This window comes from Streptococcus sp. NSJ-72, assembly GCF_014334035.1.
GTDB lineage: Bacteria > Bacillota > Bacilli > Lactobacillales > Streptococcaceae > Streptococcus > Streptococcus constellatus.
Window position 1 is genome coordinate 211,403 of the sequence record NZ_CP060489.1, and the last position, 25,462, is coordinate 236,864.

A 25,462-nucleotide genomic window follows, 5' to 3' on the forward strand; every position below is an offset into this window, starting at 1 on the left:
TAATAGAAATAAGTAGGAGGTAGCTATGCTATTTGCGAACAAGAATGTATTCTCTCGTTATTTTGAAAAACTCAACTGGTCTCATTTGGTAGATGATGTCTTTAGCAAGCTCGTTTCACTTTTGCTCTTGCTAGCTCTCTTTTACCTCGCTAAAAAGCTGGTACATGTACTCGTAAGAAAGATTATCTCCCCCTCTTTGAAACTCTCTAGTCAAGACGAAGGGAGGCAAAAGACCCTCACTCGTTTGATGGAAAATTTGCTGAATTACACCCTTTACTTTCTCTTGATTTATTGGATATTAGCGATTTTAGGCTTGCCGGTGTCTAGTTTACTAGCAGGAGCTGGGATTGCTGGGGTGGCAATCGGGATGGGAGCGCAAGGCTTCTTGTCTGATTTAGTCAATGGTTTCTTTATTTTGCTGGAGCGGCAGTTGGATGTCGGAGACAGCGTTCGTCTGACTAATGGCTCGATTAAAATCGCAGGAACAGTTGTGAGTGTCGGAATTCGGACGACACAAGTGCGCGATGCAGATGGCACTTTGCATTACGTTCCTAATCGCAACATTACCGTCGTCAGCAATCTCTCACGCGGTAATATGCGAGCGCTCATTGATATTCCATTATACGCTCAGACGGATTTGGAGAAGGTCACTCGGATTATCCAGCAGGTCAATCAAGAATATGCGGGCGATCAAGTAGAAATTTTGCAGGAACCGACGATTTTAGGTCCGCAAGTTAGCGAAAATGGTCAATTTTATTTTCGTATTAGTATCACCGTCCAAAGTGGTAGCCAAAGCATCGTTTACCATCAATTTTACAGGCTGTATCATGACGCTTTATTAAAGGAAGGAATTGATTTGCCAACGATTTATGCACCAGCGTAAGCAGAAAGGAGATTATCATGGAAGAACAAGTACCGCATGAAATAAAAACCCCTGCCGGTCACGTCTATCGCTTGAAACAGCCCCTGTATAAGCAGCCTTTGTTTTGGACGACCATCATTAGCTGTGTCATGCTTGTATTCATGACCCTCGTGGTGGCTGGTTTAAGTATTTTTAACTTTGCCTTTCTAGGGCATGATGCTCGAACTGCAGTTTATCAAGATAGTTATAAACATCACCGTCTGGGAGACAGCGTGCGTTTTGAAAATGGAATAAAAATCACTGTTCAATACATTCATGTGGACTCCAAAGAGCGGATAAAAGGGCAAGCAACAGGAGCAACGATTACCGCCAAGGTCATTATCGAAAATACCTCTAGCGAATCTCTCCCTCTCAATGTCTATGACTTTGATTTACAAGACGAAATGGGAGAATCCTATGTCTTGGATGACACTACTTTTGATACTACCAACATAAAAGAGGAGCTTGCGGCGGGCGAAAAGGTGGAATGGAAGCTGATGTATGACGGTGAGGACGGCTCGCAGCAGCCCTATACTCTCGCTTATGACAATGTTAGGTGGGGAGAAACCAAAAGCGTGAAGTTTTAGAAATAGCGATTGATTGCTTATTTCAGCAGAAGAACAGTAAAAGGCTGTGGACAAACCTGTCCACAGCCTTTTGTCATGTATTCGTTTAAACAATTCCTTGGGCAATCATCGCATTGGCAATATTTTCAAAAGCAGCAATGTTTGCTCCGGCTAGATAATCGTTACCAAGATCGTAGTTTTCAGCGGTTGTCTTAGCGGTGTTGAAAATATTTGTCATGATGTTTTGGAGACGACTATCAACTTCCTCACGCGTCCATGAAAGACGGAGGCTATTTTGGCTCATTTCGAGTGCAGATACAGCAACTCCACCAGCATTGGCGGCTTTAGCAGGACCATAAAGGAGATTATGTTCTTTGTAAACGGCAATAGCATCCAAATTGCTTGGCATATTGGCACCTTCTGATACACAGCGAACTCCTTGAGCAACCAAGCGTTTTGCTGCTTCACCGTTGATTTCATTTTGAGTAGCACATGGCAGAGCAATGTCAAAGGAACCTTCGTAAGTCCAGACAGAGCCTTCGTAGTAAGTGGCACTTGCTCTTTCGGCAGCGTATTCTGTCAGACGAGCACGGCGTTTTACTTTCACATCTACCAGAAGATCAAAGTCAATTCCGTCCTTGTCAATGATATAACCATTTGAATCAGACACAGAAATGACTTTGGCACCGAGTTCAGTTGCTTTTTGCACAGCATACTGAGCTACATTTCCAGCACCGGATACGACAACGGTCTTTCCGTCAAAACTTTCACCGTTTGCCTTGAGCATTTCTTGTGTATAGTAAACAAGTCCATAACCAGTTGCTTCCGGACGAATCAAACTACCACCAAAGCCAATAGGTTTACCAGTCAAGACCCCAGCATCGAATTGGCGTAGGCGCTTGTATTGACCATAGAGGTAGCCAATCTCACGTCCACCAACTCCAATGTCACCTGCAGGGACATCAAGAGAAGGGCCGATATATTTTTGTAATTCTGTCATAAAACTTTGACAGAAACGCATGACCTCGGCGTCTGTTTTGCCTTTTGGATCAAAGTCAGCTCCACCTTTACCACCACCGATCGGTAGACCGGTCAAGACATTTTTAAAGATTTGTTCAAAACCGAGGAATTTCAAAATTCCTTGGTTGACTGTTGGGTGGAACCGAAGTCCGCCTTTATAGGGGCCAACTGCGGAATTGAATTGAACGCGGTAACCACGATTGACTTGCACCTTGCCGTTGCGATCAACCCAAGGGACGCGAAAACTGATGATGCGTTCTGGCTCGGTGATACGTGCCAAGATATTTTCTTCAATGTATTCAGGATGTTTTTCAAAAACGGGTTCGAGCGTGTTTAAAAATTCTTCCACCGCTTGTAGAAATTCTGCTTCGTGAGCATTGCGAGCTTTCACCAGTTCAAAAGTACTTTGGATATATTCTTTAGCAGTTGTCATAGACTTCTCCTTAAATAAGATACTAAGACCGTGAAAAACAAAAGAAAAATAGGAAATATGACGAAGAAGCGATGCTTCAAGGAATATTTATCTTTTTTCTGAAGTTTTTAGGTCGAGTTCAATTACGCTGAACATGCTAGACTTTCGTCCAAATCAGTGTAGATTATCGTTTATTACGTGTGTCATTATAGCAGAAAAATTTTATACTGTAAAGAAAAAAGTTGAATTTTCTGAAAATTCCGACGGAGTTTGATGCCAGAATTTTGCGTATCAAAAATATATTTGTTTATCCCGAACATTTTTTTCTTCTATTCTGTTCAAAGAGTCATATTTCTGCTTTTAGTGGTACAATAGAAAAAACTAAAGGAGTATTTCATGGTATCAACTCAAACACAAATTGCTGGTTTTTCTTTTGACAATTGCCTGATGAATGCAGCTGGAGTAGCTTGTATGACAATAGAGGAGCTAGAAAAAGTCAAACAATCTGCTGCAGGAACCTTTGTCACTAAGACAGCCACTTTGCAAGCGAGAGTAGGAAATCCTGAACCTCGCTACCAAGATGTGCCGCTCGGCTCAATCAATTCAATGGGGTTACCAAATCATGGACTAGATTACTATCTGGATTACTTGTTAGATTTGCAAAAGATAGAACCCGATCAAACATTCTTTTTATCTCTTGTGGGGCTGTCACCAGAAGAAACTCACATTCTTTTGAAAAAGGTACAAGACAGTGATTTTAAAGGATTGACCGAGCTTAATCTGTCTTGTCCCAATGTTCCTGGCAAGCCACAAATTGCCTATGATTTTGAAATGACGGAAAAAATTTTGAGTGAAGTATTTGCCTATTTCACTAAACCGTTGGGGATTAAATTACCACCTTATTTTGATATTGCGCATTTTGATCAGGCAGCAGCGATTTTCAATAAATTTCCACTTTGTTTTGTCAACTGTGTTAATTCAATTGGCAACGGGCTGTATATTGACGATGAAACAGTCGTCATTCATCCGAAAAATGGGTTTGGTGGAATTGGTGGGGAGTACATCAAACCAACCGCGTTGGCCAATGTTCATGCTTTTTACCAACGTTTGAAACCGGAAATCCAAATCATCGGTACCGGTGGTGTGCTGACTGGCCGAGATGCTTTTGAGCACATTCTTTGCGGAGCCAGTATGGTGCAAGTCGGAACGACGCTCCATAAAGAAGGCGTAGGAGCTTTTAATCGCATTACAAATGAGATGAAAGCGATTATGGTAGAAAAAGGCTATGAAAGCATAGAAGATTTTCGTGGGAAATTGCACTATATAGAGTAAAAAAGCGTTTTCTACGTCTTTTTTCACATCATTCTCAAGAAAGTTCTAATCAAATCCTTATAATATTTTAGAGATTTATGAGAAAATAAGAACAAAGAAATGAGGTGTTTTTATGGCTGAAATTTATCTAGCAGGAGGCTGTTTTTGGGGGTTAGAAGAATATTTTTCTCGTATCAAAGGTGTGACTGCTACAACTGTCGGTTATGCCAATGGGCAGGTTGAGACGACAAACTATCAGCTGGTTAAGCAGACAGACCATGCGGAAACGGTTCATGTGACTTATGATGAAAATCTGGTTAGCTTGCGAGAAATTTTGCTCTACTATTTCCGTGTGATTGATCCGCTGTCTATCGATAAGCAAGGAAACGATGTTGGCCGTCAATACCGCACAGGGATTTATTATACAAATGACACGGATATGTCAGTCATCAATGAAGTCGTGAAAGAGCAAGAGCGGCAATGCGGTCAGGAGATTGCAGTAGAAGTAGAACCACTGCGTCATTATGTATTGGCAGAGGACTATCATCAAGATTACCTCAAGAAAAATCCCAGTGGCTATTGTCATATCAATGTTAATGACGCTTACCAACCTTTAGTAGATCCGAAACAATATGTGAAACCGAGTGAGCCAACTTTAAAGGAAACATTGTCTGAAGAAGCTTATCAGGTCACCCAACATGCTGCAACTGAACGACCATTCCAAAATGAGTATTTTGCAACTTTTGAAGAAGGCATTTATGTAGATGTGACAACAGGAGAACCACTGTTCTTTGCCGGTGATAAATTTGATTCGGGTTGTGGTTGGCCGAGTTTTACAAGACCAATTGCCAAAGATGTGATTAAGTATTATCAAGATAAAAGTCACGGTATGGAGCGAATCGAGGTACGTTCTCGCTCTGGAAATGCGCATTTGGGGCATGTCTTCACAGATGGTCCTCAAGACCAAGGCGGACTGCGCTACTGTATCAATTCGGCAGCACTACGCTTTATCAAAAAAGAAGAAATGGAAGCAGCAGGATATGGCTACTTACTTTCACATATGAAGTAACGTGGGACGAACTGCCATTAGAATAAAAAAGAAGGACTGGGCAAAAAGCTTAGTCTTTTCATCTTTTATAAGTACGATTGAAATAATTTGTTATAAATATAAAAATCAGGAAATGATAAAAACATATCATTTCCTGATTTTTTTACTTAAACACTCAGCAATTCCTTTTGCAGACAAAGCGCAACTCCTGCTACTGCACCAGTAAAGTCATTGTAAGGCTCGATAATGAGTTCAGGCAAGTCTTTGAAGAGTAGTTTTGGTTGTTGTGAGATTTCTTGATAGAAAGCTGCAATGACTTTGTCATCAGTCAAGATGGGACTGTGCAGATAAATTTTCTTTGCATCAATCATCATGCTAAGGTTTAGCAGGGATTGTGCCAAATACTTAAATGCCAAATGCAGGAGATTGAGAATAGCTTGGTCTCCTAAGTTATATGCTGTGAGGATAGTTTGAATCGTGATCTCTTCTTTATCTGTGACAAGTGATTTTAAATGTGTCAACTCGGCAGTTTCAAAGATGATTTTTGCTTTTTTTATCAGCCAGCTTTCACTAGCATAAGTCTGCAAACAGCCTCTGCGTCCACAACCACAGACTTCTCCGTCAGGACAAACGACGGTATGACCAATTTCGCCGATGACAATATTGCTTTTGCCGTAGATTTTGCCATTGTACATATAAGAGCAGTGCATACCCCGTGCAAAATGAAAATAGATAAAATTCTCATCCAGTTGGTAAGCAGAAAAAAGGCGCTTTGCTAGTGCCATGCAATTGACATTATTAGAAAAGTAAATTGGAAAAGGGAACTCGTTTTTAATCTTCGCTAAATCAAATTGTTTCCATGTTTGATTGTTTGTTGTAATCAAATCATTGTGCAGATAGCGACCTGGAATGGCTACTCCTACAGCTTGAATTGTATAGGAATTGTTCCGAAAAATGAATTGTTCAAGTAAATGACAAAATAAATCAGCGCCTTCTGCTAGAATTTTTTCCGAGGTGATGGTTGCTTTATCTTTATCAATCACATTTCCTGTATTATCACTCAACACAAAAGAAAAATACTTTTCTGATAGTTCGCAACCGATGAAATAAGAGTGCTGTTTTTTTATACCCAAGAGAATTTTCTTTCGCCCGACTTTTGTGTGTTCTTCATCTTCCCCCAGCTCATACAGCAGTTTTTCTTGGATCAAACTTCCTGTAATCGCACTAACTGTAGCAGGAGTAATGCCCGTCTCTTTTGAAATATCAATGCGAGAAATTGGCCCCTTGGCGTAAATTTTATCTAAAATAATTGTTCGTAACTCAGCTTGTTTTTTCGTTTGATTCATTATCTACCATCCTTCCCTGCATCTATTATATATTGATTATAAAAAATTATCAAATATAAGTGAAAGCGCTTGACTTTTTGGAATAATTGTTTTAAAATATAATTAAAAAGCGAGATAAAGTTGATTTTGTCTGCTATTTAATAATATATTATAATCAAAGGAGATTGTAAAGATGGACAAATTTTTACAAGCAAAACTAATGCCTATTGCTATTAAGTTGGGGAACAATAAAGGCTTAGTAGCAATTCGGGACGGCATTACGCTTGCGGTACCATTACTGTTGATTGGTTCTTTGTTTATGGTCATTGCTAGTTTTCCTGTTCCAGGATGGGAAGCTTATTTGACAAAAATTGGGGTTTCTGCCTATCTATGGAAAGGCGTGGATAGTAGTTTTGGTCTGATTGGTTTGGTAGCCAGTTTTGGGATTGCCTACTATATGAGCCGCCAATACAAAGTGGATGGGATTCCTTCTGGGATTATCTCGCTTGCTGCCTTTATCACAGTGACACCATTTCTTGCTACTAAAACGGGAAACGGTGTTCCCACAGCATTTTTAGCTTCACAAGGCCTTTTTGTAGCAATCATTCTTGGTTTAGTGAATGGTTATATCTATCAATGGTTCATCAATCATAATGTCCAAATTAAAATGCCTGATGGTGTTCCACCGGCAGTTTCAAAAAGTTTCAGCGCCATTATTCCAGGTGCAGTGATTATCACAGGCTGGTTGTTGGTTTATGCCCTTTTAGCCAGTTTAAAACTACCAAATTTGCATGCGGTAGCTCAAACTGTTTTAGGAAAACCGCTAGGTCTACTAGGTAATAATTTATTTGGTTTGATAATTCTAGTTGCTTTAAATAGTTCATTCTGGTTTGTTGGACTTCATGGAGGAAATGTTGTCAATGCGGTTATGAAACCATTGTGGCTTTCGAATCTCGATGCCAATAAAGTTGCTTATCAAGCAGGGGAAAAACTACCGCATATCTTTACCAGTGTCTTTATGGATAATTTCGTCTTCATTGGCGGTGGCGGCGCAACTATTGGCTTGGTATTAGCGATTGGTTATTTGGCGAAAAAGAGAAAATCAAGCAAGCAGATTAAAACACTGGCACCTATTACAGTGGTTCCAGGTTTGTTCAATATCAATGAGCCAACGATGTTTGGTGTTCCAATTGTTTTAAATATCTTGCTTCTGTTCCCATTCATTTTGGCACCGATTGCGAATCTCATCGTTGCATGGTCATCCATGGCAAGTGGTCTTGTACCGTTAACATATACTGACCCAGGTTGGACAACTCCTCCGATTATTAGTGGCTTGCTGGCAACGGGAAGTTTTAAAGCGTCTATTTTACAAGCTGTTCTTATTGTGATTGATATTTTAATCTATATTCCATTTGTAATTAATATTGAAAAACGCTTTAAAGCAGAAGAAAATCAGTAGGGAGATGAGAATATGAAACGATTAATTAGTGCAAATCCTTCGGAAATTTTGAATATGACAGCCCAAGAGCTCAAGCAAAGCATTCAAGCGAGTGAAGGGCGAGTTGTTTTATCCGAAAATGTTGTCATTCGTGAAACCTTTGTCGGAGATATCACCAATGCTGAAATTGCAAGAGCCTTCGGTGCAGATATGATTTTGCTGAATTGCTTAGATGTTTTCCAACCAGAAATATTTGGCTTAGATTGTAAAAAAGAGGAAATTGTTCACGAATTGCATCGCTTGGTAGGCGCTCCGATTGGAGTGAATTTGGAGCCTATTGATCTACAAGCGGATATGTTGGAAGAAGTACAAGTGATTGCTGCCGGTCGGCAAGCTAGTCAGGCTTCTTTTGAACAAATTGAAAAATTAGGTTTTGATTTTGTTTGTTTGACAGGTAATCCAGGAACAGGAGTTAGCAATAAAGAAATTATTGATGCAGTAAAATTAGCTAAGCAGCATTTTTCAGGTTTGATTATAGCTGGGAAAATGCACGGTGCAGGGGTATCCGAGCCGGTTGCAGACATTCAGATAGCTGAACAATTATTAGAAGCTGGTGCAGATGTGATTTTGGTGCCAGCGGTTGGTACAGTTCCTGCTTTCAGTGATGAAGAAATGAGAGCTGTCGTAGATCTAGTACATAGTAAAAGAGGTTTAGTCTTAAGCGCTATTGGCACTAGCCAAGAGACGTCAGATATTGAAACAATTAAACAAATCGCACTTCGTAATAAAATTTGTGGTGTTGATATTCAACATATTGGGGATGCAGGCTATGGTGGTTTGGCAGTAGTGGATAATATTTATGCACTGAGCAATACTATTCGTGGCGTTCGACATACTGTGTCACGTTTAGCAAGATCCGTTAATCGGTAGAAAAGATCGTTGACTTTAATGAATAGAAAGGAACAATTATGACTAAAGTTACCATTATGTTGGCATGTGCTGCGGGTATGAGTACCAGCTTGCTTGTTACAAAAATGCAAGCTGCAGCCGATGAAAAAGGATTAGATGCAGAAATTTTTGCAGTTCCAGCACCAGAAGTAGATGATATCCTTTCTGAGAAGAAAGTAGATGTTTTGTTATTAGGTCCACAGGTGCGCTATCTTTTAGATCAATTCACAGAAAAGTTAGCTCAAAAGAATATCCCAGTTGGAGTTATCCCAATGGTGGATTATGGCATGATGAACGGTCCACAGGTGCTAGCGTTAGCTGAGGAACTGATCGGAGGCTAGAAGATTGATATGGAAAATTCAAATTTAGAAAGTATCATGTCCCTCATTATGTATGGTGGCGAGGCGAAGAGCAATGCTTTTGAAGCGATTCAAAAAGCTAAGAACGGTCTCTTTGAAGAAGCACATGAAAAGTTAAAAGCAGCAGATAAGGCATTAGTTTTAGCACACAAGTCACAGACAGTGATGCTGACACAAGAAGCTCAAGGTGAAAAAATTGAGCTCAGTCTTTTGATGGTGCATGCTCAAGATCACTTGATGACGAGCTTAACGTTTATTGATTTAGCAAAAGAAGTTGTTGCAGTGTATGAACGACTAAATCAAATGGTTAAATAATCTAATAACATTCTCTTTAAGAACTTTGATAGGTTGAACGACTTGTCAAAGTTTTTTTAAATAATTAACAGACGATTATTTTATTTATCACCTGATAATTATTTAAAAAAAGTTTTAGAAACCGCTCGCAAATCTCAAAATTTGTGCTATGCTTAATTCATGGATTATTACTGGTCATGCAGGCAAAACCTAGATAAATACGAGATATAAGGTAGGAAAACTACTTTCTATTTGGTGTATGTTTAGGTTTTTTGTTACAGTTTTCTATATTTATATGTGTAACAAATGGCCGGCCTAAAAATTAAAGGAGGCCTGTTATGGAAAAAGATTATACGGACTTAGCTCAGGATATTCTCAATCACGCCGGAGGCTGTGATAACGTTAGCAGTGTTAAGCACTGTGTAACCCGTTTACGCTTTACTCTAAAAGGTAAAAGCAAGTCAGATACGGACTATCTTATGGCGCGTGATAGTGTAATGACCGTAGTGAAGGCTGGAGGTCAGTATCAGGTTGTGATTGGAAATCATGTCCCTGATGTTTATGCAGCGGTATTGGCAGTCGGTGGTGTGCAGGGTGCAGGTACTGTGGAAGCACATGAAGAAGCGGTGAAGAAAAATCCACTCGATGCCTTTATTGACTTTCAACCCTTCCTTGGTCCTTTAGCGGCAGCTGGGATTATTAACGGTGTGGTCGCTATCCTGACCGCAACCTTAGGCTGGACAGCAAAGAACAATGGTGTTGCACTTGTCTTGACAGCGGCAGGTGACGGATTCTTCCAATTCTTACCGATTATGATTGCTCTCAATGCTGCTCGTAAGTTCAAAATGAATGACTTCACTGTATTAGCAATTGCAGCGGCTCTAGTCTATCCGAACTTGGAAGCTAGTATGACAGCTTTGGGGAAAGTTGGAGCAGTAAACTTCTTTAGTATTCCATTGGGCTTGCCGACAGGAGACTATCTGTCAACGGTTATTCCTGCTATTTTGGCAGTTTGGGTGGCATCTCACATCGAGATATTCATGAAAAAAATCACGCCAGACTTTGTCAAAGTGTTCATGGTTCCATTCGTGACTCTTATGATTGCAGTATCTTTGACCTTCTTACTTGTGGGACCAATCGCTAATACAGCTTCTAGCTTGATTGGTTCTGGTTTGACAGCTATTCAAGGTTTCAGACTGATTCTTTATGGTGTGCTGCTGGGTGCTCAGTTACGACTCCTATCATTGTTACCAATACAGCTAATTATAAGGCAGTTGAAGCGCTAGCTCATGGTGATGTACGGATAGGCAACGCATTATTAAAAGTAAGTAAATAATTTAAGAAAAAGGACAAGTATTTACACAGTTTCAAACAGTTGGTCGAAAAATCCAATTGAAGAACAGTATAATCTGCTTCGTCCTTTTTATTATTTCTAATTTCCTGCGTCATGTTCGCTTCTTTATGCTACAATGTAGATAAAGGAGAATAGAACATGAAAAGAATGGAACGAAAAATACAGTCAGCGACCAATTGGCAGTTTATTTTAGGCTTGCTTTGCGCCGTGTTTGTAGCAGCAAGTGTGATTTTAGTAGCTGAAAAAATAAACGATAGCATTACGATTAAGGGAAAGTCGACAAAAACAGGTGTTGTACAAAAGAAAAAAATGTCTTCTACCCCAAATGGTGTACAGACGGCTCGTATCATGGCAAACGGAGATCTGCTATATCATGATCTTCTATATATGAGTGCTTTACAGTCAGATGGGACGTATGATTTCACAGAAAATTATCAATATGTCAAACCTTGGCTGAAAAAGGCGGACTTGGTATTAGGAGATTTCGAGGGGACTATCCGACCAAATTATCCTTTGGCGGGTTACCCACTGTTCAATGCGCCAGAGTCGGTGGTGTCAGCTATCAAAGATGCTGGTTATCAAGTTGTGGATTTGGCACACAATCACATTTTGGATTCTCAATTGGAAGGTGTTTTTTCAACAGCAAAAGCATTTGAGCAGCACGGAATTACACCGATTGGGGTTTATACACATAAAAACAGGGATAAAGCCTCACTTGTGATTAAAAAAGTGAATGGGATTAAAATTGCGCTCTTAGCTTATTCCTATGGGTTTAACGGCTTGGAGGAAAATATCTCTCATGCAGACTACAATCATCATTTGTCGGATTTAAATGAAGAAAAGATGAAAAAAGAAATTAAGCAAGCCGAAAAAGAAGCTGATATAACCGTTGTCATGCCTCAGATGGGGGTTGAATATCAATTGGAACCGACACAGGAGCAAAAAACTCTTTATCATAAGATGATTGAGTGGGGAGCAGATATTATTTTCGGCGGACATCCGCATGTCGTTGAACCATCAGAGGTCGTCAAACAAAATGGGCAAAAGAAATTCATTATCTATTCTATGGGAAATTTTATCTCCAATCAGCGAATCGAGACAATGGACGGTGTGGAAAATAAGAAATGGACAGAACGCGGCGTGCTCATGGACGTGACGGTTGAAAAATCAAAGAAAGGGACAATTATCAAGGATGTACAGGCACATCCGAGTTGGGTGAGTCGTGTGGCAAAAGGGACGTATTCACCGGAAGGCTATCCTCTCTACACCTACCAGACCTATATTTTGGAAGATTTCATTGAAGGTGGAAAATACCGTAATCAATTAGACCAAGCCACCAAAGAACGAATTGACACAGCTTATCAGGAAATGAATGAGCATGTAAATTTGAAATGGAGCAAATGAGTTTCGATTAAAATAAAAAGCGCTTAAAAGAGTCTTGCAGCAGACAATGTTTAAGCGTTTTTTAGATATTCAAAATGGCTTTAGTTTAACCGGGCAGAAAATTGTTTTCCTAACCAAAGTGCAAAAAATAGATTGCTGATAACGATGAGAACGCCAATGAGACTGAAAACAAGAAGTTCAATTGTGTTGATATGAAGTAAAGTGGTGGTTTTCCAAATGATAATACTGCTAACCGGTAAACACAGGATAGAGGTTGCAAGAGCTGGTATATAGCGCCTAATCCAGATAGCTTGCAGGATATGAAGCACCAGATGAAGAGCGAAAGCGATGAATCCACCCAACCAGATGAGGTAAAGGAAGCGAGTATGGTAAAAAATAGCAAAGAAAGAGACAAAGAAAACCACGACAAATTCTTCTGCTACAGCTAGTGCGAACCCTTCTGTGGATAAGTCTTTGTGGGCCTTTAGAATGACCGTGGCTTTTTTGACCAGTAGCTGCTCATTCCGCTGTAGCCATGGTATGAAACCAATGATTTCTTCTAAATCATGAAAAATGAAAAGCAGCGGAAATAACCAGATAATATCTTTCATGGAGTCCCTCCTTGTTATTTTTTACGATATTGACTAGGAGTTAGTTGGTAATACTTTTTAAATTGCCGATTGAAGTTAGAGAGATTGTTAAAGCCAGACTGTGTAGCAATTTCTAAGACGGGTAAGGTAGAATGCTGCAAGAGTTCAGCCGCTTTTCGCAAGCGAAATTGAATCACATATTCTATACAAGACACCCCCAAATGTTTCTTAAAGAAATTCATGAAATGTGTATCGCTGTAACCACAAATTTTGGCAAGTTGGTCAATAGTGAGCTCTTCTTGATAATGAGCGCTGATATAGTCAATAATGGTACGGATTTTTTCTTCCTTGCGATAGCCTTCTAAGGTTTGCTCTTTTGAAATGACATAACCATTTTCAAATAAAAGATAAAAGAGTTGATTGAGCTGGGCTTTGAGTTGAAATTCAAAATATTTTGTGCGGTAATAGCCTATTTTCATAGCATCAAGTAAACATTGCCGAATATCTGTATAGGCTGGTTGATTGGGCTTGATAACATGAACAAAATCCAGTTGACCATTATAAAGCGGTTGCAGATAGTCAATGCTAGCTTGGTCCATAGCAGAATAGCCCATTAAATCCAAATGAAAATTGATAGCGTCCATGTAATGGCGGCGATTTTCAATCGGGTGAATCGAGTGAAGGGCATTGGGACGAATGAGGATAATATCACCTGCTTCACTATTAAAGTAATCATAATCAATGTGAAACTGTGCTGTCCCCTCATGGACGTAAATCAGTTCAACATCCGTATGCCAATGAAAGAGAATGTCCGGCTGTCCATTTTTGGTAATGGTTCGTGTGAGAGAGTAAGGAGTACCTTGATTTTTGTAAACGATATTTTTGTGTAATGTTCCTAGATCCATAAGTGTAGCCTCTTTCGTAGAATAATACCAATTTATAAGAGAATTGTGCTAGAAAATACTCTTGCCTAAGATTATAATATAATTAAGTGAAAAATAAAAGAGGTAGAAACCATGGGTAAATTTCCAGCAGATTTTCTTTGGGGTGGTGCAACAGCTGCCAATCAATACGAGGGTGCTTACGATGTGGACGGTAAAGGTCTTTCGGTTCAAGATGTGACGCCAAAAGGTGGCATACCAGCTAATGCAGGTGATCTCAATCCTTTGATTACAGATAAGCCAACAGCTGATAACCTAAAATTGGAAGGAATTGACTTTTATCATCGTTACAAAGAAGATATTGCCCTTTTTGCAGAAATGGGCTTCAAGGTTTATCGTACTTCTATTGCTTGGTCACGGATTTTTCCAAATGGTGATGAAACGGAGCCAAATGAAGCAGGTCTAAAGTTTTATGACGACCTTTTTGATGAATTGGCCAAATATAACATTGAACCTTTGGTGACTTTGTCACATTATGAAACACCTTTGCATTTGGCGCGTCAGTATAATGGTTGGGCAAATCGTGATTTGATTGGCTTTTATGAGCGCTATGTTCGTACCGTCTTTACTCGTTACAAAGACAAGGTGAACTATTGGTTGACCTTTAATGAAATCAACTCTGTTCTTCATGCGCCGTTTATGAGTGGAGGGATTGCAACTCCAGTAGAAGAATTGTCCAAACAAGATCTTTATCAAGCTGTTCATCACGAACTAGTGGCATCAGCTCTTGCAACTAAAATTGGGCATGAAATCAATCCAGACTTTAAGATTGGGTGCATGGTACTATCCATGCCGACTTATCCGATGACGCCAAAACCAGAGGATGTACTGGCTGCCCGTGCGTTTGAAAATCAGAATTATCTTTTTTCAGATATTCATGCGCGTGGTAAATATCCAGCATATATGAACCGATTCTTCAAAGAAAATGACATTGAGATCCAATTTGCACCGGGTGATAAAGAATTGATGTCAGAGCATACCGTAGATTTCATCTCCTTCTCTTATTACATGAGTGTGGTTGCTGCCCATGATCCGGAAAGTTATTCTTCCGGTCGTGAAAATGTGCTGGGTGGGTTGCAAAATCCTTATCTAACTGCTTCAGAATGGGGCTGGCAAGTGGATCCAATTGGTCTGCGTCTGGTTCTCAATGCTTTCTATGACCGTTACCAATTACCGCTCTTTATCGTAGAAAATGGTCTTGGTGCGAAAGATGTCTTGGTAGATGGTCCTGATGGTCCGACCGTTGAAGATGATTATCGCATTGATTATCTTAAACGGCATTTACAGCAGGTCGGCGAAGCAATTGAAGATGGTGTTGAACTCTGGGGCTACACCACTTGGGGCTGTATTGACCTTGTGTCTGCTTCAACAGCTCAGATGAGCAAGCGGTACGGATTTATCTATGTTGATCGAAACGATGATGGAACAGGGACTTTGGCTCGCTATAAGAAGAAATCATTTGATTGGTATAAAGAAGTTATTGCAACGAATGGAGGAAAACTCTATGAAGATTGAGCACGCAGCCCTTTATGTTCGAGATTTAGAAGGAGCTAAACGCTTCTTTGAAACGTATTTTGAAGCGAAAAGTAATCAGCTTTACCATAATAAAAAAACAGGTTTTCAGTCTTACTTCCTCAGCTTTGACGAAGGGGCGAGATTGGAAATCATGACTCGAAAGGAAGGTTTAGCGGAGAACAACCAAGAACTTCTCTTTTTGGGGTATCACCATCTGGCATTTAGTCTAGGAAGTAGAGAAAAGGTAAATGAACTGACAGCGAGGCTTCAAGCAGACGGCTATCAGCTTTTAAGCGGACCGCGTCTGACAGGTGATGGTTACTATGAAAGCTGCATTCTGGCTTTAGAAGGCAATCAGATTGAATTGACAGTATAATTTGATAAATTTGCTCCTTATAAAAAAGACCGAATCTTTCGATTCAGTCTTTTTCAGATTACACAAATGAACTGTTGTAACAGAGGGGCAAGGGAAAATGGTTGAAGTGTAGATTATTGTAGTTTTGTCTTCAAAAATTTCTCAATAGAGAAATCATTTTAATAGTATTCTTTTTCAGTGGTATTTATTGCTGGAAATCAAAAAGCCAACCCTCAAAAAGAAGTTTGTTTTCGCGTTTTTGTCAGTATTCGCTAAATAGTCATGTGCTTGCAGTTTAACCCAAAAATTTCTTAGCAATTTCTTGGCCTTGTTTGATTTTAGCCCATTGCTGCGGGATAGCCAACTCATTGCCAGAATCACAAGAGGCAAAACCGCATTGATGTGACAGCAGCAAATGTTCCTTAGGCAAAATGGTGCTGGCTTGTTCTAATAACTTGAGAACACGTTCTTCATCATCAAGATCAGTTGTCTTACTGGAAAGGAGTCCAAGAACAACCTCAGCATCTTTATCTTTAAGAGAAGCAAGAGCCTTCAAATCACCTGAGACGTCACTGTCTCATTCTAAGAAGAAGCGGTCATAGTGTTGATCACGCAAGAATTTTTCCGCAATCGCTTCATAAGTTCCGCCTGAGGCAGAACGGCTTTCATAATTTCCGCGACAGTTATGTGTCCAAACTTTGAGTCCTAATTGATGACCGTAATCAGCTACTTCGTTATTGATCGCAATAAAATCATCCGCTAAGTCAGCTAGCGCAGCATTGCCATCAGCAAAAAACGAAGCAGGATTTGATTCATCAAAAAGTTCCCAAAGGCAATCATCAAACTGGATGATTGCCCCGCCAGCTTCCTTGTATTCTGTCAAGAATTCCTTGTAGGCCTTGATAAGATCAGCTTTTAATTCGTCATTGGTTTTGTAAACTTGCCCTTCACCAGCAAGTTTATCAAAGATAGCCAGTTCAGTATAAGCATGCGCAGGTCCCCAAATCGTTAATTTTGTTTGCGTATCACCAGCTTCTTCCTTGAGCAGTTTGTAACTATCTAAGAAATGATGATTTTTACCTGAAAGTGGCTGTCTAATGCGAATACCGATGTCTTTACGTGTTTCGTACTGTCCGCCATCATGGTCTTTAAAAGTGTAGCCGTGGTCTGCAATGTAACGTTCAATACCTTTAAGTCCCCAAATAAAATCTAAATGCCACATGGACTTAGAATATTCACCATCTGTCAAAATATCAATACCATTTGCCTTTTCATCAGCAATGACCTTTTTAATCTCTGCTGTTTCTGTTTCACGATAACCCGGAAAACTATCATAAAAAGGATACTGAATGTCATCACGATGTTCAATTTTATTTTTATAATTAAGCAGATCAGCTGGACGAAGAAGAGATCCAACTAGTTGGAATTTTGATTGTGTCATATACATGCCTCTTTCTAGATTTCTTGCTTTTTATTGTACAAAAGCTGAGCATGTTTGAAAAATAGTTAATTTAGAGAAAAGAATATAGTTTTAAACTATAACTAAAAAGACCAATCCTTGCTGGAATACAATTGTTTTCTCTTCAACTCTCTTTTTGGTAAAATAAAAGAAAAACTTTGTTTACTGGGATATATTTAGACGTAATATAATCCTTTTGAAATAAGATGTAAATGTAGCCAATAATGTTTTGCATTATCCAAGCGGAATTATAGAAATGGCGAAAGGATAGTCGAACATTATGAAATAAATGGACGACGAGATTTGAATTTGAAATGAATGATTGTTAGAGGTGATAACATGACAATTAAGATGATTGTGACCGATATGGACGGAACGCTCTTAGATGAAAAAGGGGAATTCGATCGAGGTCGGTTGAAAAATATATTGGATGAGCTGGACAAGCGGGAGATTCGGTTTGTGGTGGCAACGGGCAATGAAATTCACCGAATGCGCTTGTTATTTGGTGATTTGCTGGAGCGCTTGACCTTGATTGCCGCAAATGGTGCGCGGATTTTTGATAAAAACGAGGTACTGCTGGGTACATGTTGGTCTCCAGACTTGGTGGAACAAGTCTTGTCTTACTTTGAAGGGAGAGAACGTGATGTGCACCTCATTGTCACAGCTGAAAATGGAGCTTTTGTCAAAATGGGGACGGTTTTCCCTATGATTGAAAAAGTCATGACAGCAGAAATGGCGCAAGAATTTTATCAAAAGATAAACTTTGTCGAAGCATTGCGTCCGGACGATTTTCCACAAGTCTTGAAAATGAGTATGATGGTAAACGAGCAAGTAGCAGTTCAAGCTACTCGACAGCTCAATCAGGATTTTGAAGGTACCTTAAATGCGGTCACAAGCGGTTATGGAGCGATTGATATTTTACAAAAAGGGATACATAAAGCTTGGGGATTGAAACAACTGATGCAAAAATGGAAAATTCAAGAGCAAGACATCATGGCCTTTGGAGATAGTGAAAATGACATTGAAATGCTGCAATTAGCAGGGATTTCCTATGCTATGGAGAATGCTGATCCGAGAGTAAAAACAGTTGCCGATCACCTTGCACCAGCCAATACAGAGGCAGGGGTCTTAAAAATATTAGAGAACTATTTGAGCAAAGGAGCGTGTATATGACAGTTCAATTACTAGACCAATGGCTTTTAAATGAACAAGAACAAATTAGAAAAAAATACCAAGATTTGAATTGTATATCCATCAAAGATCCCGATGTACTTTTTCTGGGAGATTCTATCGTAGAGTATTTTCCATTACATGAGTTATTAAAAACGTCAAAAACACTAATAAACCGTGGAATTCGAGGTTATCGATCCGATTTGTTGCTAGAGCATTTAGAATCTCTTTTATTTGGGCAGGCAGTTGATAAGATTTTTCTTCTCATCGGCACTAATGATATTGGAAAGGAAATTCCGCAGCAAGAAACGGTAAAAAATGTGGAAAGCATCATCCAAACGATTGCTAGAAATTATCCTCTTGCAGAAGTTTGCCTTCTGTCTGTTTTACCAGTCAATGAAAGCCCTACTTACAAAAAGCGCGTTCATCGCAGAAACAATCAAAAAATTCAAGTTCTCAATCATGCTTATCAAAAGTTGACTTCTGCTTATATGAATGTGACTTTTGTCAATGTCTACGACAGTCTGTTAGACGAAGCAGGACAATTAGCAGAAGCATTTACCACTGATGGACTGCATTTGACCGTTGCGGGATACCAAGTGTTGGCAGGGCGAATAGCCATGCAGTTATAATTTTTGCGTCGACTATAGATTAGCAATTTTGACCTCGTTTCAATGAAACTAATATAAAAATCACTATTGTCATATAAAATTAATTTTATATAATTTAACTCATATGATATAATGAAAAATAAATTATAAAATGTTAAGGGAGTAGTATGAGTACATTATTAGCCACAAGATTAAAAAGTAAACGATTGGAATTAGGGCTATCCCAAAAAGAATTAGCAGAAGGGGTATGTGAACAAGGTCAAATTAGTAGAATGGAAAAGGGCAAGTATATGCCTGGTTCGGATCTTTTATATTCATTATCAAAAAAAATGAATGTTACAATGAACTATTTTTTTGATGATAGTGTACTTGGCGAGACATCTAAGTTGGTACAATTTAAAGAGTTGGTAGAATCTTTTCTAGTAAAGCGTGAGTATGATTCATTAAAATATTTATACAGTTTAGAAATTGATAAATGGCATAGATTGTCACTATCAGATCAAAATTATCTTGAATGGATAGGAGCAATTGTTTCATTTCATTGTGATAATAAAAGAGAGGAGGCTATTATAAAATTAGAACAAATGCTTGTGCGATTAAATAAAGATGAGTTAATGTACCTTCGTATCTCTAATACCTTGCTTGATTTCTTTTTAGAAGAAAAAAATAATGATGAATTTGAAAAATGTTATCAAGCAATAATATCTAAACTTCAAAATATTGATTTTACTCATACAATAGAACTGAAAATTTATATTAAAATTAGATATAATTTTTGCCGATATCTTTGGAAAAGTTTTCAGATTGAGAAGGGAATAGAAGAAACGCTTGATGTTATTGAAAAATGTAATGAATACAGTTGTAGTTATTTATTAGCAGATTTATACTGTATATTAGCGAATATTAGCGAGGATTTTTCTAGCCAAAGTATTGTAAAGCAATATTTTACATTTTCGCAAGTATTATATAAACTCAGCGGTAATGAAAAAATGGCTTTAATACTTGAAAAGTATCTTCGTGATAATTTTAAAAAAATATAAGTTAAAAATAAGATATAATATGAGAAACACGAATAAATTTATGTCCAGTTTATGATGGAGATAATTTTATTTGTGTTTTATTTTTGAAAAAATTACATTAAAACTATGGAAACATGCCCAAATACATAAAATAATTATAGTTATAATTTTAAAAAAAATAATTATTTTTATAAAAATCTATTGCAATAGTTTATTCAAAGGGATATAATGTGTACCTAGAAAGGGGATTTAACTCTCTGAAAAACATGAAGAATGTTATCAAAGTTTTGTTGTTTCTATCGTTTGTTTGGATTATTTTTGGTCAAGTACCCAAAAAATATCCTAGTTTATTAGGTGTTGATCCGGGAGGAGTTTCTATTGTTAAACAGTAATAATTAAGATATACCAATTACTAAGAGATAAAGGAGAAATAATAATTATGAAGAATCAAAATTTTAATAAAGAAGTTCAACGCTTTTCAATCCGGAAATATTCATTTGGTGTTGCATCTGTACTGCTAGGATGCTTTCTGTTTAATGTTGCTAATGTTTCGGCAGATGAGACAACCTCAACGTCTACTGTTTCATCTACAACAGAGTCTGTTGTTTCCCATTCTGATAAAATGATAAATTCTAATGTTGAAAACAACTCTAAGAATAATCAAGCTGTGGATAGTGGTGTATCAAATAAAGTATCTATAGTTGATAATGTTCAAGTTCACAATAAAGAAAAATCAGTTTCAGTTACGGTTCAAACTAAACCAGTCGAAGATACTAAGCCGATATCAGAAAATGGAGTAACGTCTACTGTTTCAACATCTAATGTTCAAGTGGAACATGAAAATAATTCATCAGTTTCGTCCACACCAGACATGAAAGTCAAGGAGACTAGTGAATCTAACAATAATATAATTTTAAGTACTGCTTCTTCTACTCAAAAAGGCGATAATAATGTCTCAAAAAATAAGAATAACTTAGTTGATAAACACTCAAATGAGTTAAAAGAGGGCGCAACAAAAACTATGCTTGTCTCGAAAATAGCGCGTCATGCATTAGCTGTGAACAATGGAGTGGTTATTGGAGATGATTATCCAGTGGCTTGGAGGAATAATCCGAATCAAGTAGATACTTGGGGATATGCAACAGGAAATTGTACCTCATTGCCTAATTTTCTAAAGGCAGAAAATAGAAAATACACATATGTTACAAATAAATTACAAATATTTCTAAAATGTGTTTATTTTTACAAAACAAAGTTGTATAATGATTTTGGAATTTGAGGATTCCTGAAAAAGAAAGGAAATACAATGAAAAATTCATATAAATTAGTAAGTATAACTATGTTGTGCTCTTTGCTTTTACTGAGCGCTTGCCATAAAAATGAAACAAAAAGTGATTCGAATGACCATTCGACAGTAAAGACTGCACAAAGTAGTTCTAAAAAAGCAAAATCATCTAAAGCTAAGAAAAAGATGACTGCTAACGCGAGTAGTAATAAAAAAGCAGGGGACAGTACTCAATCTGCTGCTAGTGAACAGATGTCACCTGCTCAATCGTCAACTACTCAACCCTCTTCAAGTACAACTAACGCCGATAGTAATACTTCTCCTGCAGCAGAAACAAAGTCTACAGTTGACGTAAACGCTCTTGCTAGTGGTGATTTTTCAACAATTTCAGGAACTTGGAGTAATGACTTGGGAAAAAGTATTACCATTAATCCTAGTGGTCAAGCTGCTTTTGCAGGTGAGAAAAGAGAGTATGGTCTTACTTCTGAAAAAATAGTCGCAAACACATTTTGGGGAACGATTTATCCTAAAGACGCTCAAGTAGGTGGTGCTGCTTTTATTGTGGTTCCTGCTGGTGTAGCTGATCCTGTTACGGGACAGGTTTCTAATACAGACCGGATTTTGAGTGGGCAAGATGAAAATGCCAATACACATCCTTTCTACAGAAATTAAGATGATAGAAATAAATTAGAAAGTAGGATAAGTGATGAAAAAAATGTTTGATCACAAAGAACAACGTTTTTCCATTCGTAAATATTCGTGTGGTGCAGCTTCTGTTTTGATTGGGTGTGTCCTCTTTATGGGTGGTCAAGCAGTATCGGCTGATGAACAAGTTACAACAGACACAAGTATTGAAACGTCTCAAGTAAATACTGCCGCAAAAAATAATATTCAAAACACAACTGGATCAACTGCTGTGGCTCCTCAAACAGCAACAACTCAAAAAGAAACTGCTGTAACAACAACTGCGCCAACTAGTTCTTCAGCGGATAAAGCTGTTTCTGTAGCTACAGAGACGACACCTTCTCAAACAACGACTGTTGATGCAGCGACACAGACAGAAGACGAAACAACAAATTCATCTGTTGATGCAACAACAGACACAGCTGATTCTTCAACAACTGCAAAAGTTGAAAAGAGTCCTGTCGAAAAAGAAGCAAGGAAAGAAGAAATTGATGTTGCGAAATTGATGGATAAAACGCAAACGGCACAACAAGCTCGTCTTGCAGAATCCAAAGTAGCGCAAAGTGTACCTTCCTTACCAAGTCAGGGCTATTACACTTATACGAAACGTACGGAAGTGAAAAATGAACCGAAAGCGAGTGCAGCATTGCAGTTTTATGTGAATGCAGGCGATCGCGTTTACTATGACCGAGTTTTGGTTGCGGATGGTTACCAATGGCTTAGCTATCGCTCTTATAGCGGTATCCGTCGTTATGCGGCTATTAATAAGTTGGTAACAGAACCAGTTCAACCTGCAAAGCCAACACCTTCTTCAACAGGAACACTCCCTTCTAGAGGAAGATATACTTTCTCTGAAACGGCAGAGGTTAAGAATGAAGCCAAATGGTCAGCTCCGACACAATTTACTTTTAATAGAGGCGATAGCGTTAACTATGATAAAGTGTTGGAAAATGATGGTTATCAATGGATTAGCTATATTTCTTATAGTGGAATGCGTCGTTATGCAGCTGTTACAAAGTTAGCTCAGCCAGCACCTCAAAGACCAGCTCAAAGTCAAGTGACAGGTACGATTCACATTGAAAACAAGACTTCCCAAGGTTTCGATGTGGTGGTGACGAATGTCAGCTCGACCAAGGGTGTGAAGACAGTGAAGTTGCCTATTTGGTCTAGTCAAGGCGGTCAAGATGATGTGATCTGGTACGATGCGATTAAGCAAACAGATGGCACCTATAAGTTGAGTGTAGATATCCGCCGTCATAAAAATAATCGCGGTGAATATAACATACACATGTATTACATTCAGTCGGATGGTAGCCTGCAAGGGGTAACCGGCACAACAACCAAAGTAGAAGAACCGAAATACAGCGTGACAGGTACCATTCACATTGAAAACAAGACTTCCCAAGGTTTCGATGTCTTGATTACTAACGTATCAGACAGTAATGGAATTTCTAGAGTAAAAGTTCCTATTTGGACAGAGAATAGTGGGCAAGACGATATTATCTGGTATGACGCTAGCAAGCAAAATGATGGAAACTATAAAGTCACTGTTAACATTAGTAAACATAAAAATGAAAGCGGTGAATACAATATTCATCTCTACTACATTGAACCAAATGGTAAAATAAGAGGTGTTAGTGGTACCAAGACAACCGTAGTGGCACCAAGTTCTGCAAGAGAATCCATTCCGTCTCAAGGAGTTTATACTTTTAAAAAGGAAGTTGAAGTCAAAAATAGTCCCACAATGACGGCTAAGACTGAATTTACCTTTGCAAGAGGAGAAAGAATTCGCTATGATAAGGTATTGGACGCAGATCATCATCAATGGATTAGTTATGTTAGCTACAGTGGAACACGTCGTTATATCCCAATTGCAACCTTATCAAATGAAGAAACTCCTAAGCCTGTTCAGGTGACTGGCACGATTCACATTGAAAACAAGACTTCGCAAGGTTTTGATGTGGTAGTGACAAATGTCAGCTCCACCAAGGGCGTAAAGACAGTGAAGTTGCCTGTTTGGTCCAGCCAAGGCGGTCAAGATGATGTGATTTGGTACGATGCAGTCAAGCAAACAGACGGCAGCTACAAGTTGAGTGTGGATATTCGACGCCATAAAAATAATCGAGGCGAATACAACATTCACATGTATTACGTTCAGTCGGACGGTAGTTTGCAGGGTGTAACGGGTACTACGACTAAGGTGGAAGAGCCAAAATATAGTGTGACTGGCACGATTCACATTGAGAATAAAACTTCGCAAGGCTTTGATGTGGTGGTGACGGATGTTAGCTCTACCAAGGGTGTTAAAACGGTGAAGTTGCCTGTTTGGTCCAGCCAAGGCGGTCAAGATGATGTGATTTGGTACGATGCAGCCAAGCAAACAGACGGTAGCTACAAGTTGAGTGTGGATATTCGACGCCATAAAAATAATCGAGGCGAATACAACATTCACATGTACTATGTTCAGTCGGATGGTAGCCTGCAAGGGGTAACCGGCACAACAACTAAGGTAGAAGGATCTCAAACGAGTGTAAAAGAAGTACAATATAATGGCTCTTACTACTTTGTCCAAGGAAAATATGACGAGATTGTAGTGGCAAATAAAAAACATCCGATGGCTGCTAACTACAATCCTGGTGAAAATCCAACTGCAAAAGCTGCCTTTCTTCGATTAAGAAATGATATGATTGCTCAAGGCTATAATGTTGGTTATGCTTACAGCAGATTTAGAAGTTATGATTATCAAAAAGTTCTGTATCAAAATTATGTGAACAAAGATGGTCAAGCTGCTGCGGATCGTTACTCTGCACGTCCGGGCTATAGTGAACACCAAACAGGTCTTGTCTTTGACTTAACGGATAAAGCTGGTAATCTTTTGGAAGATGCTGCTGCAAGTACTTGGTTGAAAAATAATGCACATCGCTACGGTTTTGTAGTTCGTTATCAACCAGGTAAAGAAGCTTCAACAGGCTATATGCCAGAAGCATGGCATATTCGTTATATTGGCAAGGAAGCTGATGAGATTTATCATTCTGGTTTGAGTTTAGAGGAATATTATGGCTTTGAAGGTGGAGATTATGTTACGTCAGCAACAACGCCAAAACCGTCTACTCCGTCTTCTCAAAAGCCAGTTATCCCTGCTCAAGGTGTCTATCGTTTCACGAAACGTTCCTCTATCAAAGCGGAACCTAGAATGTCGGCTCCTGAACTAGCTTATTATAATGCTGGACAATCGGTCACTTATGACAAGGTTTTAAACGCAGACGGTGTAACATGGATTTCTTACATCGCTTTTAGCGGAAAGAGACGGTATATTGCTATTGCTTGATTTAATAGCATAACATCTACGGTTAAAAAACTGTAGGTGTTTTTTTATTTTTTAATATTCAAAAACATTGTTTATTTCTTCACAAATTCGGTCAAAAGGTGAAGGGAATGCTATTTTGTATCAGTTTTTGTGATATTTTCTGAGAT

22 protein-coding genes and 1 pseudogene are annotated in these 25,462 nt (G+C 38.7%); 18 read left to right on the forward strand and 5 right to left on the reverse strand.

Annotated elements, in window-relative coordinates:
- Positions 1-25: 25 nt before the first annotated feature.
- Positions 26-883, forward strand: a complete 858-nt coding sequence (locus H8787_RS01125; RefSeq protein WP_003070923.1) for a mechanosensitive ion channel family protein — start codon at positions 26-28, stop codon at positions 881-883.
- 17 nt (positions 884-900) lie between these two features.
- Complete coding sequence (locus H8787_RS01130) at positions 901-1,488, forward strand: DUF4352 domain-containing protein (protein ID WP_187328051.1); 588 nt, start codon at positions 901-903, stop codon at positions 1,486-1,488.
- An 85-nt stretch (positions 1,489-1,573) separates the two neighbouring features.
- On the opposite strand, the gene gdhA is transcribed toward H8787_RS01130, so the two are convergent.
- Complete coding sequence (gene gdhA, locus H8787_RS01135; protein WP_119055708.1) at positions 1,574-2,920, reverse strand: NADP-specific glutamate dehydrogenase; 1,347 nt, start codon at positions 2,918-2,920, stop codon at positions 1,574-1,576.
- 375 nt (positions 2,921-3,295) lie between these two features.
- Between gdhA and H8787_RS01140 the strand changes: the two genes are divergently transcribed.
- On the forward strand, positions 3,296-4,231 hold the full coding sequence (locus H8787_RS01140) for a dihydroorotate oxidase (RefSeq protein WP_187328052.1): 936 nt from the start codon (positions 3,296-3,298) through the stop codon (positions 4,229-4,231).
- A 112-nt stretch (positions 4,232-4,343) separates the two neighbouring features.
- Positions 4,344-5,279: a peptide-methionine (R)-S-oxide reductase MsrB gene (msrB, locus tag H8787_RS01145; RefSeq protein ID WP_003070919.1), complete on the forward strand. Its 936-nt coding sequence runs from the start codon at positions 4,344-4,346 to the stop codon at positions 5,277-5,279.
- Positions 5,280-5,425: 146 nt separating this feature from the next.
- Here msrB and H8787_RS01150 read toward each other — a convergent pair whose 3' ends face one another.
- Entirely contained in the window at positions 5,426-6,604 is a 1,179-nt protein-coding gene (locus H8787_RS01150; RefSeq protein WP_187328053.1) for an ROK family transcriptional regulator, read from the reverse strand.
- Between the two features lie 172 nt (positions 6,605-6,776).
- On the opposite strand from H8787_RS01150, the gene H8787_RS01155 reads away from it, so the two are divergent.
- From H8787_RS01155 to H8787_RS01180, 6 genes are all read left to right on the forward strand, one after another.
- Positions 6,777-8,042: a PTS sugar transporter subunit IIC gene (locus H8787_RS01155; RefSeq protein WP_187328054.1), complete on the forward strand. Its 1,266-nt coding sequence runs from the start codon at positions 6,777-6,779 to the stop codon at positions 8,040-8,042.
- 12 nt (positions 8,043-8,054) lie between these two features.
- On the forward strand, positions 8,055-8,951 hold the full coding sequence (locus H8787_RS01160; RefSeq protein WP_187328055.1) for a haloacid dehalogenase-like hydrolase: 897 nt from the start codon (positions 8,055-8,057) through the stop codon (positions 8,949-8,951).
- Between the two features lie 38 nt (positions 8,952-8,989).
- The gene (locus H8787_RS01165) at positions 8,990-9,310 is read left to right on the forward strand and encodes a PTS sugar transporter subunit IIB (protein WP_021002125.1); all 321 of its coding nucleotides are present in this window, start codon (positions 8,990-8,992) and stop codon (positions 9,308-9,310) included.
- 9 nt (positions 9,311-9,319) lie between these two features.
- Positions 9,320-9,643 carry a PTS lactose/cellobiose transporter subunit IIA gene (locus H8787_RS01170; protein WP_049476153.1) on the forward strand — a complete coding sequence of 108 codons (324 nt, stop codon included), beginning with the start codon at positions 9,320-9,322 and terminating at the stop codon, positions 9,641-9,643.
- A 317-nt stretch (positions 9,644-9,960) separates the two neighbouring features.
- Positions 9,961-10,908, forward strand: coding sequence for a PTS transporter subunit EIIC (locus H8787_RS01175; RefSeq protein WP_187328056.1), 948 nt, complete (start codon positions 9,961-9,963; stop codon positions 10,906-10,908).
- A 206-nt stretch (positions 10,909-11,114) separates the two neighbouring features.
- Positions 11,115-12,380 (forward strand): CapA family protein, encoded by a 1,266-nt coding sequence (locus tag H8787_RS01180; protein WP_187328057.1) that lies wholly within the window; start codon positions 11,115-11,117, stop codon positions 12,378-12,380.
- An 80-nt stretch (positions 12,381-12,460) separates the two neighbouring features.
- On the opposite strand, the gene H8787_RS01185 is transcribed toward H8787_RS01180, so the two are convergent.
- Positions 12,461-12,970 carry an HXXEE domain-containing protein gene (locus H8787_RS01185; protein ID WP_187328058.1) on the reverse strand — a complete coding sequence of 170 codons (510 nt, stop codon included), beginning with the start codon at positions 12,968-12,970 and terminating at the stop codon, positions 12,461-12,463.
- Positions 12,971-12,984: 14 nt separating this feature from the next.
- Positions 12,985-13,854, reverse strand: coding sequence for an AraC family transcriptional regulator (locus tag H8787_RS01190; RefSeq protein WP_039677432.1), 870 nt, complete (start codon positions 13,852-13,854; stop codon positions 12,985-12,987).
- A gap of 111 nt (positions 13,855-13,965) precedes the next feature.
- Here H8787_RS01190 and H8787_RS01195 point away from each other — a divergent pair, with 111 nt between their 5' ends.
- Positions 13,966-15,405: a glycoside hydrolase family 1 protein gene (locus H8787_RS01195; protein WP_187328059.1), complete on the forward strand. Its 1,440-nt coding sequence runs from the start codon at positions 13,966-13,968 to the stop codon at positions 15,403-15,405.
- Positions 15,395-15,781, forward strand: a complete 387-nt coding sequence (locus H8787_RS01200) for a VOC family protein (RefSeq protein WP_006269802.1) — start codon at positions 15,395-15,397, stop codon at positions 15,779-15,781. The genes H8787_RS01195 and H8787_RS01200 overlap by 11 nt, the downstream gene beginning before the upstream one ends.
- A gap of 274 nt (positions 15,782-16,055) precedes the next feature.
- Here the strand turns inward: H8787_RS01200 and H8787_RS01205 are convergent.
- Positions 16,056-17,201 (reverse strand): annotated as a pseudogene (locus tag H8787_RS01205) (cobalamin-independent methionine synthase II family protein).
- A gap of 357 nt (positions 17,202-17,558) precedes the next feature.
- On the opposite strand from H8787_RS01205, the gene H8787_RS01210 reads away from it, so the two are divergent.
- From H8787_RS01210 to ldcB, 6 genes are all read left to right on the forward strand, one after another.
- Positions 17,559-18,392: a Cof-type HAD-IIB family hydrolase gene (locus tag H8787_RS01210; protein ID WP_187328060.1), complete on the forward strand. Its 834-nt coding sequence runs from the start codon at positions 17,559-17,561 to the stop codon at positions 18,390-18,392.
- Complete coding sequence (locus H8787_RS01215) at positions 18,389-19,021, forward strand: SGNH/GDSL hydrolase family protein (protein ID WP_187328061.1); 633 nt, start codon at positions 18,389-18,391, stop codon at positions 19,019-19,021. Before H8787_RS01210 ends, H8787_RS01215 begins: the two co-directional genes overlap by 4 nt.
- A 146-nt stretch (positions 19,022-19,167) precedes the next feature.
- Positions 19,168-20,040: a helix-turn-helix domain-containing protein gene (locus H8787_RS01220; protein ID WP_020997590.1), complete on the forward strand. Its 873-nt coding sequence runs from the start codon at positions 19,168-19,170 to the stop codon at positions 20,038-20,040.
- Between the two features lie 418 nt (positions 20,041-20,458).
- Positions 20,459-21,298 (forward strand): YSIRK-type signal peptide-containing protein, encoded by an 840-nt coding sequence (locus H8787_RS01225; RefSeq protein WP_187328062.1) that lies wholly within the window; start codon positions 20,459-20,461, stop codon positions 21,296-21,298.
- 27 nt (positions 21,299-21,325) lie between these two features.
- Positions 21,326-21,976, forward strand: coding sequence for a DUF6287 domain-containing protein (locus H8787_RS01230; RefSeq protein WP_187328063.1), 651 nt, complete (start codon positions 21,326-21,328; stop codon positions 21,974-21,976).
- A gap of 34 nt (positions 21,977-22,010) precedes the next feature.
- Entirely contained in the window at positions 22,011-25,316 is a 3,306-nt protein-coding gene (gene ldcB / locus H8787_RS01235) for an LD-carboxypeptidase LdcB/DacB (protein WP_187328064.1), read from the forward strand.
- Positions 25,317-25,462: the final 146 nt, after the last annotated feature.

Excerpts from the sequence above, each read along its gene's own strand:
- H8787_RS01125 (WP_003070923.1), top strand. The coding sequence starts at position 26 with ATGCTATTTGCGAACAAGAATGTATTCTCTCGTTATTTTGAAAAACTC.
- H8787_RS01130 (WP_187328051.1), top strand. The coding sequence starts at position 901 with ATGGAAGAACAAGTACCGCATGAAATAAAAACCCCTGCCGGTCACGTC.
- gdhA (WP_119055708.1), bottom strand. The coding sequence starts at position 2,920 with ATGACAACTGCTAAAGAATATATCCAAAGTACTTTTGAACTGGTGAAA.
- H8787_RS01140 (WP_187328052.1), top strand. The coding sequence starts at position 3,296 with ATGGTATCAACTCAAACACAAATTGCTGGTTTTTCTTTTGACAATTGC.
- msrB (WP_003070919.1), top strand. The coding sequence starts at position 4,344 with ATGGCTGAAATTTATCTAGCAGGAGGCTGTTTTTGGGGGTTAGAAGAA.
- H8787_RS01150 (WP_187328053.1), bottom strand. The coding sequence starts at position 6,604 with ATGAATCAAACGAAAAAACAAGCTGAGTTACGAACAATTATTTTAGAT.
- H8787_RS01155 (WP_187328054.1), top strand. The coding sequence starts at position 6,777 with ATGGACAAATTTTTACAAGCAAAACTAATGCCTATTGCTATTAAGTTG.
- H8787_RS01160 (WP_187328055.1), top strand. The coding sequence starts at position 8,055 with ATGAAACGATTAATTAGTGCAAATCCTTCGGAAATTTTGAATATGACA.
- H8787_RS01165 (WP_021002125.1), top strand. The coding sequence starts at position 8,990 with ATGACTAAAGTTACCATTATGTTGGCATGTGCTGCGGGTATGAGTACC.
- H8787_RS01170 (WP_049476153.1), top strand. The coding sequence starts at position 9,320 with ATGGAAAATTCAAATTTAGAAAGTATCATGTCCCTCATTATGTATGGT.
- H8787_RS01175 (WP_187328056.1), top strand. The coding sequence starts at position 9,961 with ATGGAAAAAGATTATACGGACTTAGCTCAGGATATTCTCAATCACGCC.
- H8787_RS01180 (WP_187328057.1), top strand. The coding sequence starts at position 11,115 with ATGAAAAGAATGGAACGAAAAATACAGTCAGCGACCAATTGGCAGTTT.
- H8787_RS01185 (WP_187328058.1), bottom strand. The coding sequence starts at position 12,970 with ATGAAAGATATTATCTGGTTATTTCCGCTGCTTTTCATTTTTCATGAT.
- H8787_RS01190 (WP_039677432.1), bottom strand. The coding sequence starts at position 13,854 with ATGGATCTAGGAACATTACACAAAAATATCGTTTACAAAAATCAAGGT.
- H8787_RS01195 (WP_187328059.1), top strand. The coding sequence starts at position 13,966 with ATGGGTAAATTTCCAGCAGATTTTCTTTGGGGTGGTGCAACAGCTGCC.
- H8787_RS01200 (WP_006269802.1), top strand. The coding sequence starts at position 15,395 with ATGAAGATTGAGCACGCAGCCCTTTATGTTCGAGATTTAGAAGGAGCT.
- H8787_RS01210 (WP_187328060.1), top strand. The coding sequence starts at position 17,559 with ATGACAATTAAGATGATTGTGACCGATATGGACGGAACGCTCTTAGAT.
- H8787_RS01215 (WP_187328061.1), top strand. The coding sequence starts at position 18,389 with ATGACAGTTCAATTACTAGACCAATGGCTTTTAAATGAACAAGAACAA.
- H8787_RS01220 (WP_020997590.1), top strand. The coding sequence starts at position 19,168 with ATGAGTACATTATTAGCCACAAGATTAAAAAGTAAACGATTGGAATTA.
- H8787_RS01225 (WP_187328062.1), top strand. The coding sequence starts at position 20,459 with ATGAAGAATCAAAATTTTAATAAAGAAGTTCAACGCTTTTCAATCCGG.
- H8787_RS01230 (WP_187328063.1), top strand. The coding sequence starts at position 21,326 with ATGAAAAATTCATATAAATTAGTAAGTATAACTATGTTGTGCTCTTTG.
- ldcB (WP_187328064.1), top strand. The coding sequence starts at position 22,011 with ATGAAAAAAATGTTTGATCACAAAGAACAACGTTTTTCCATTCGTAAA.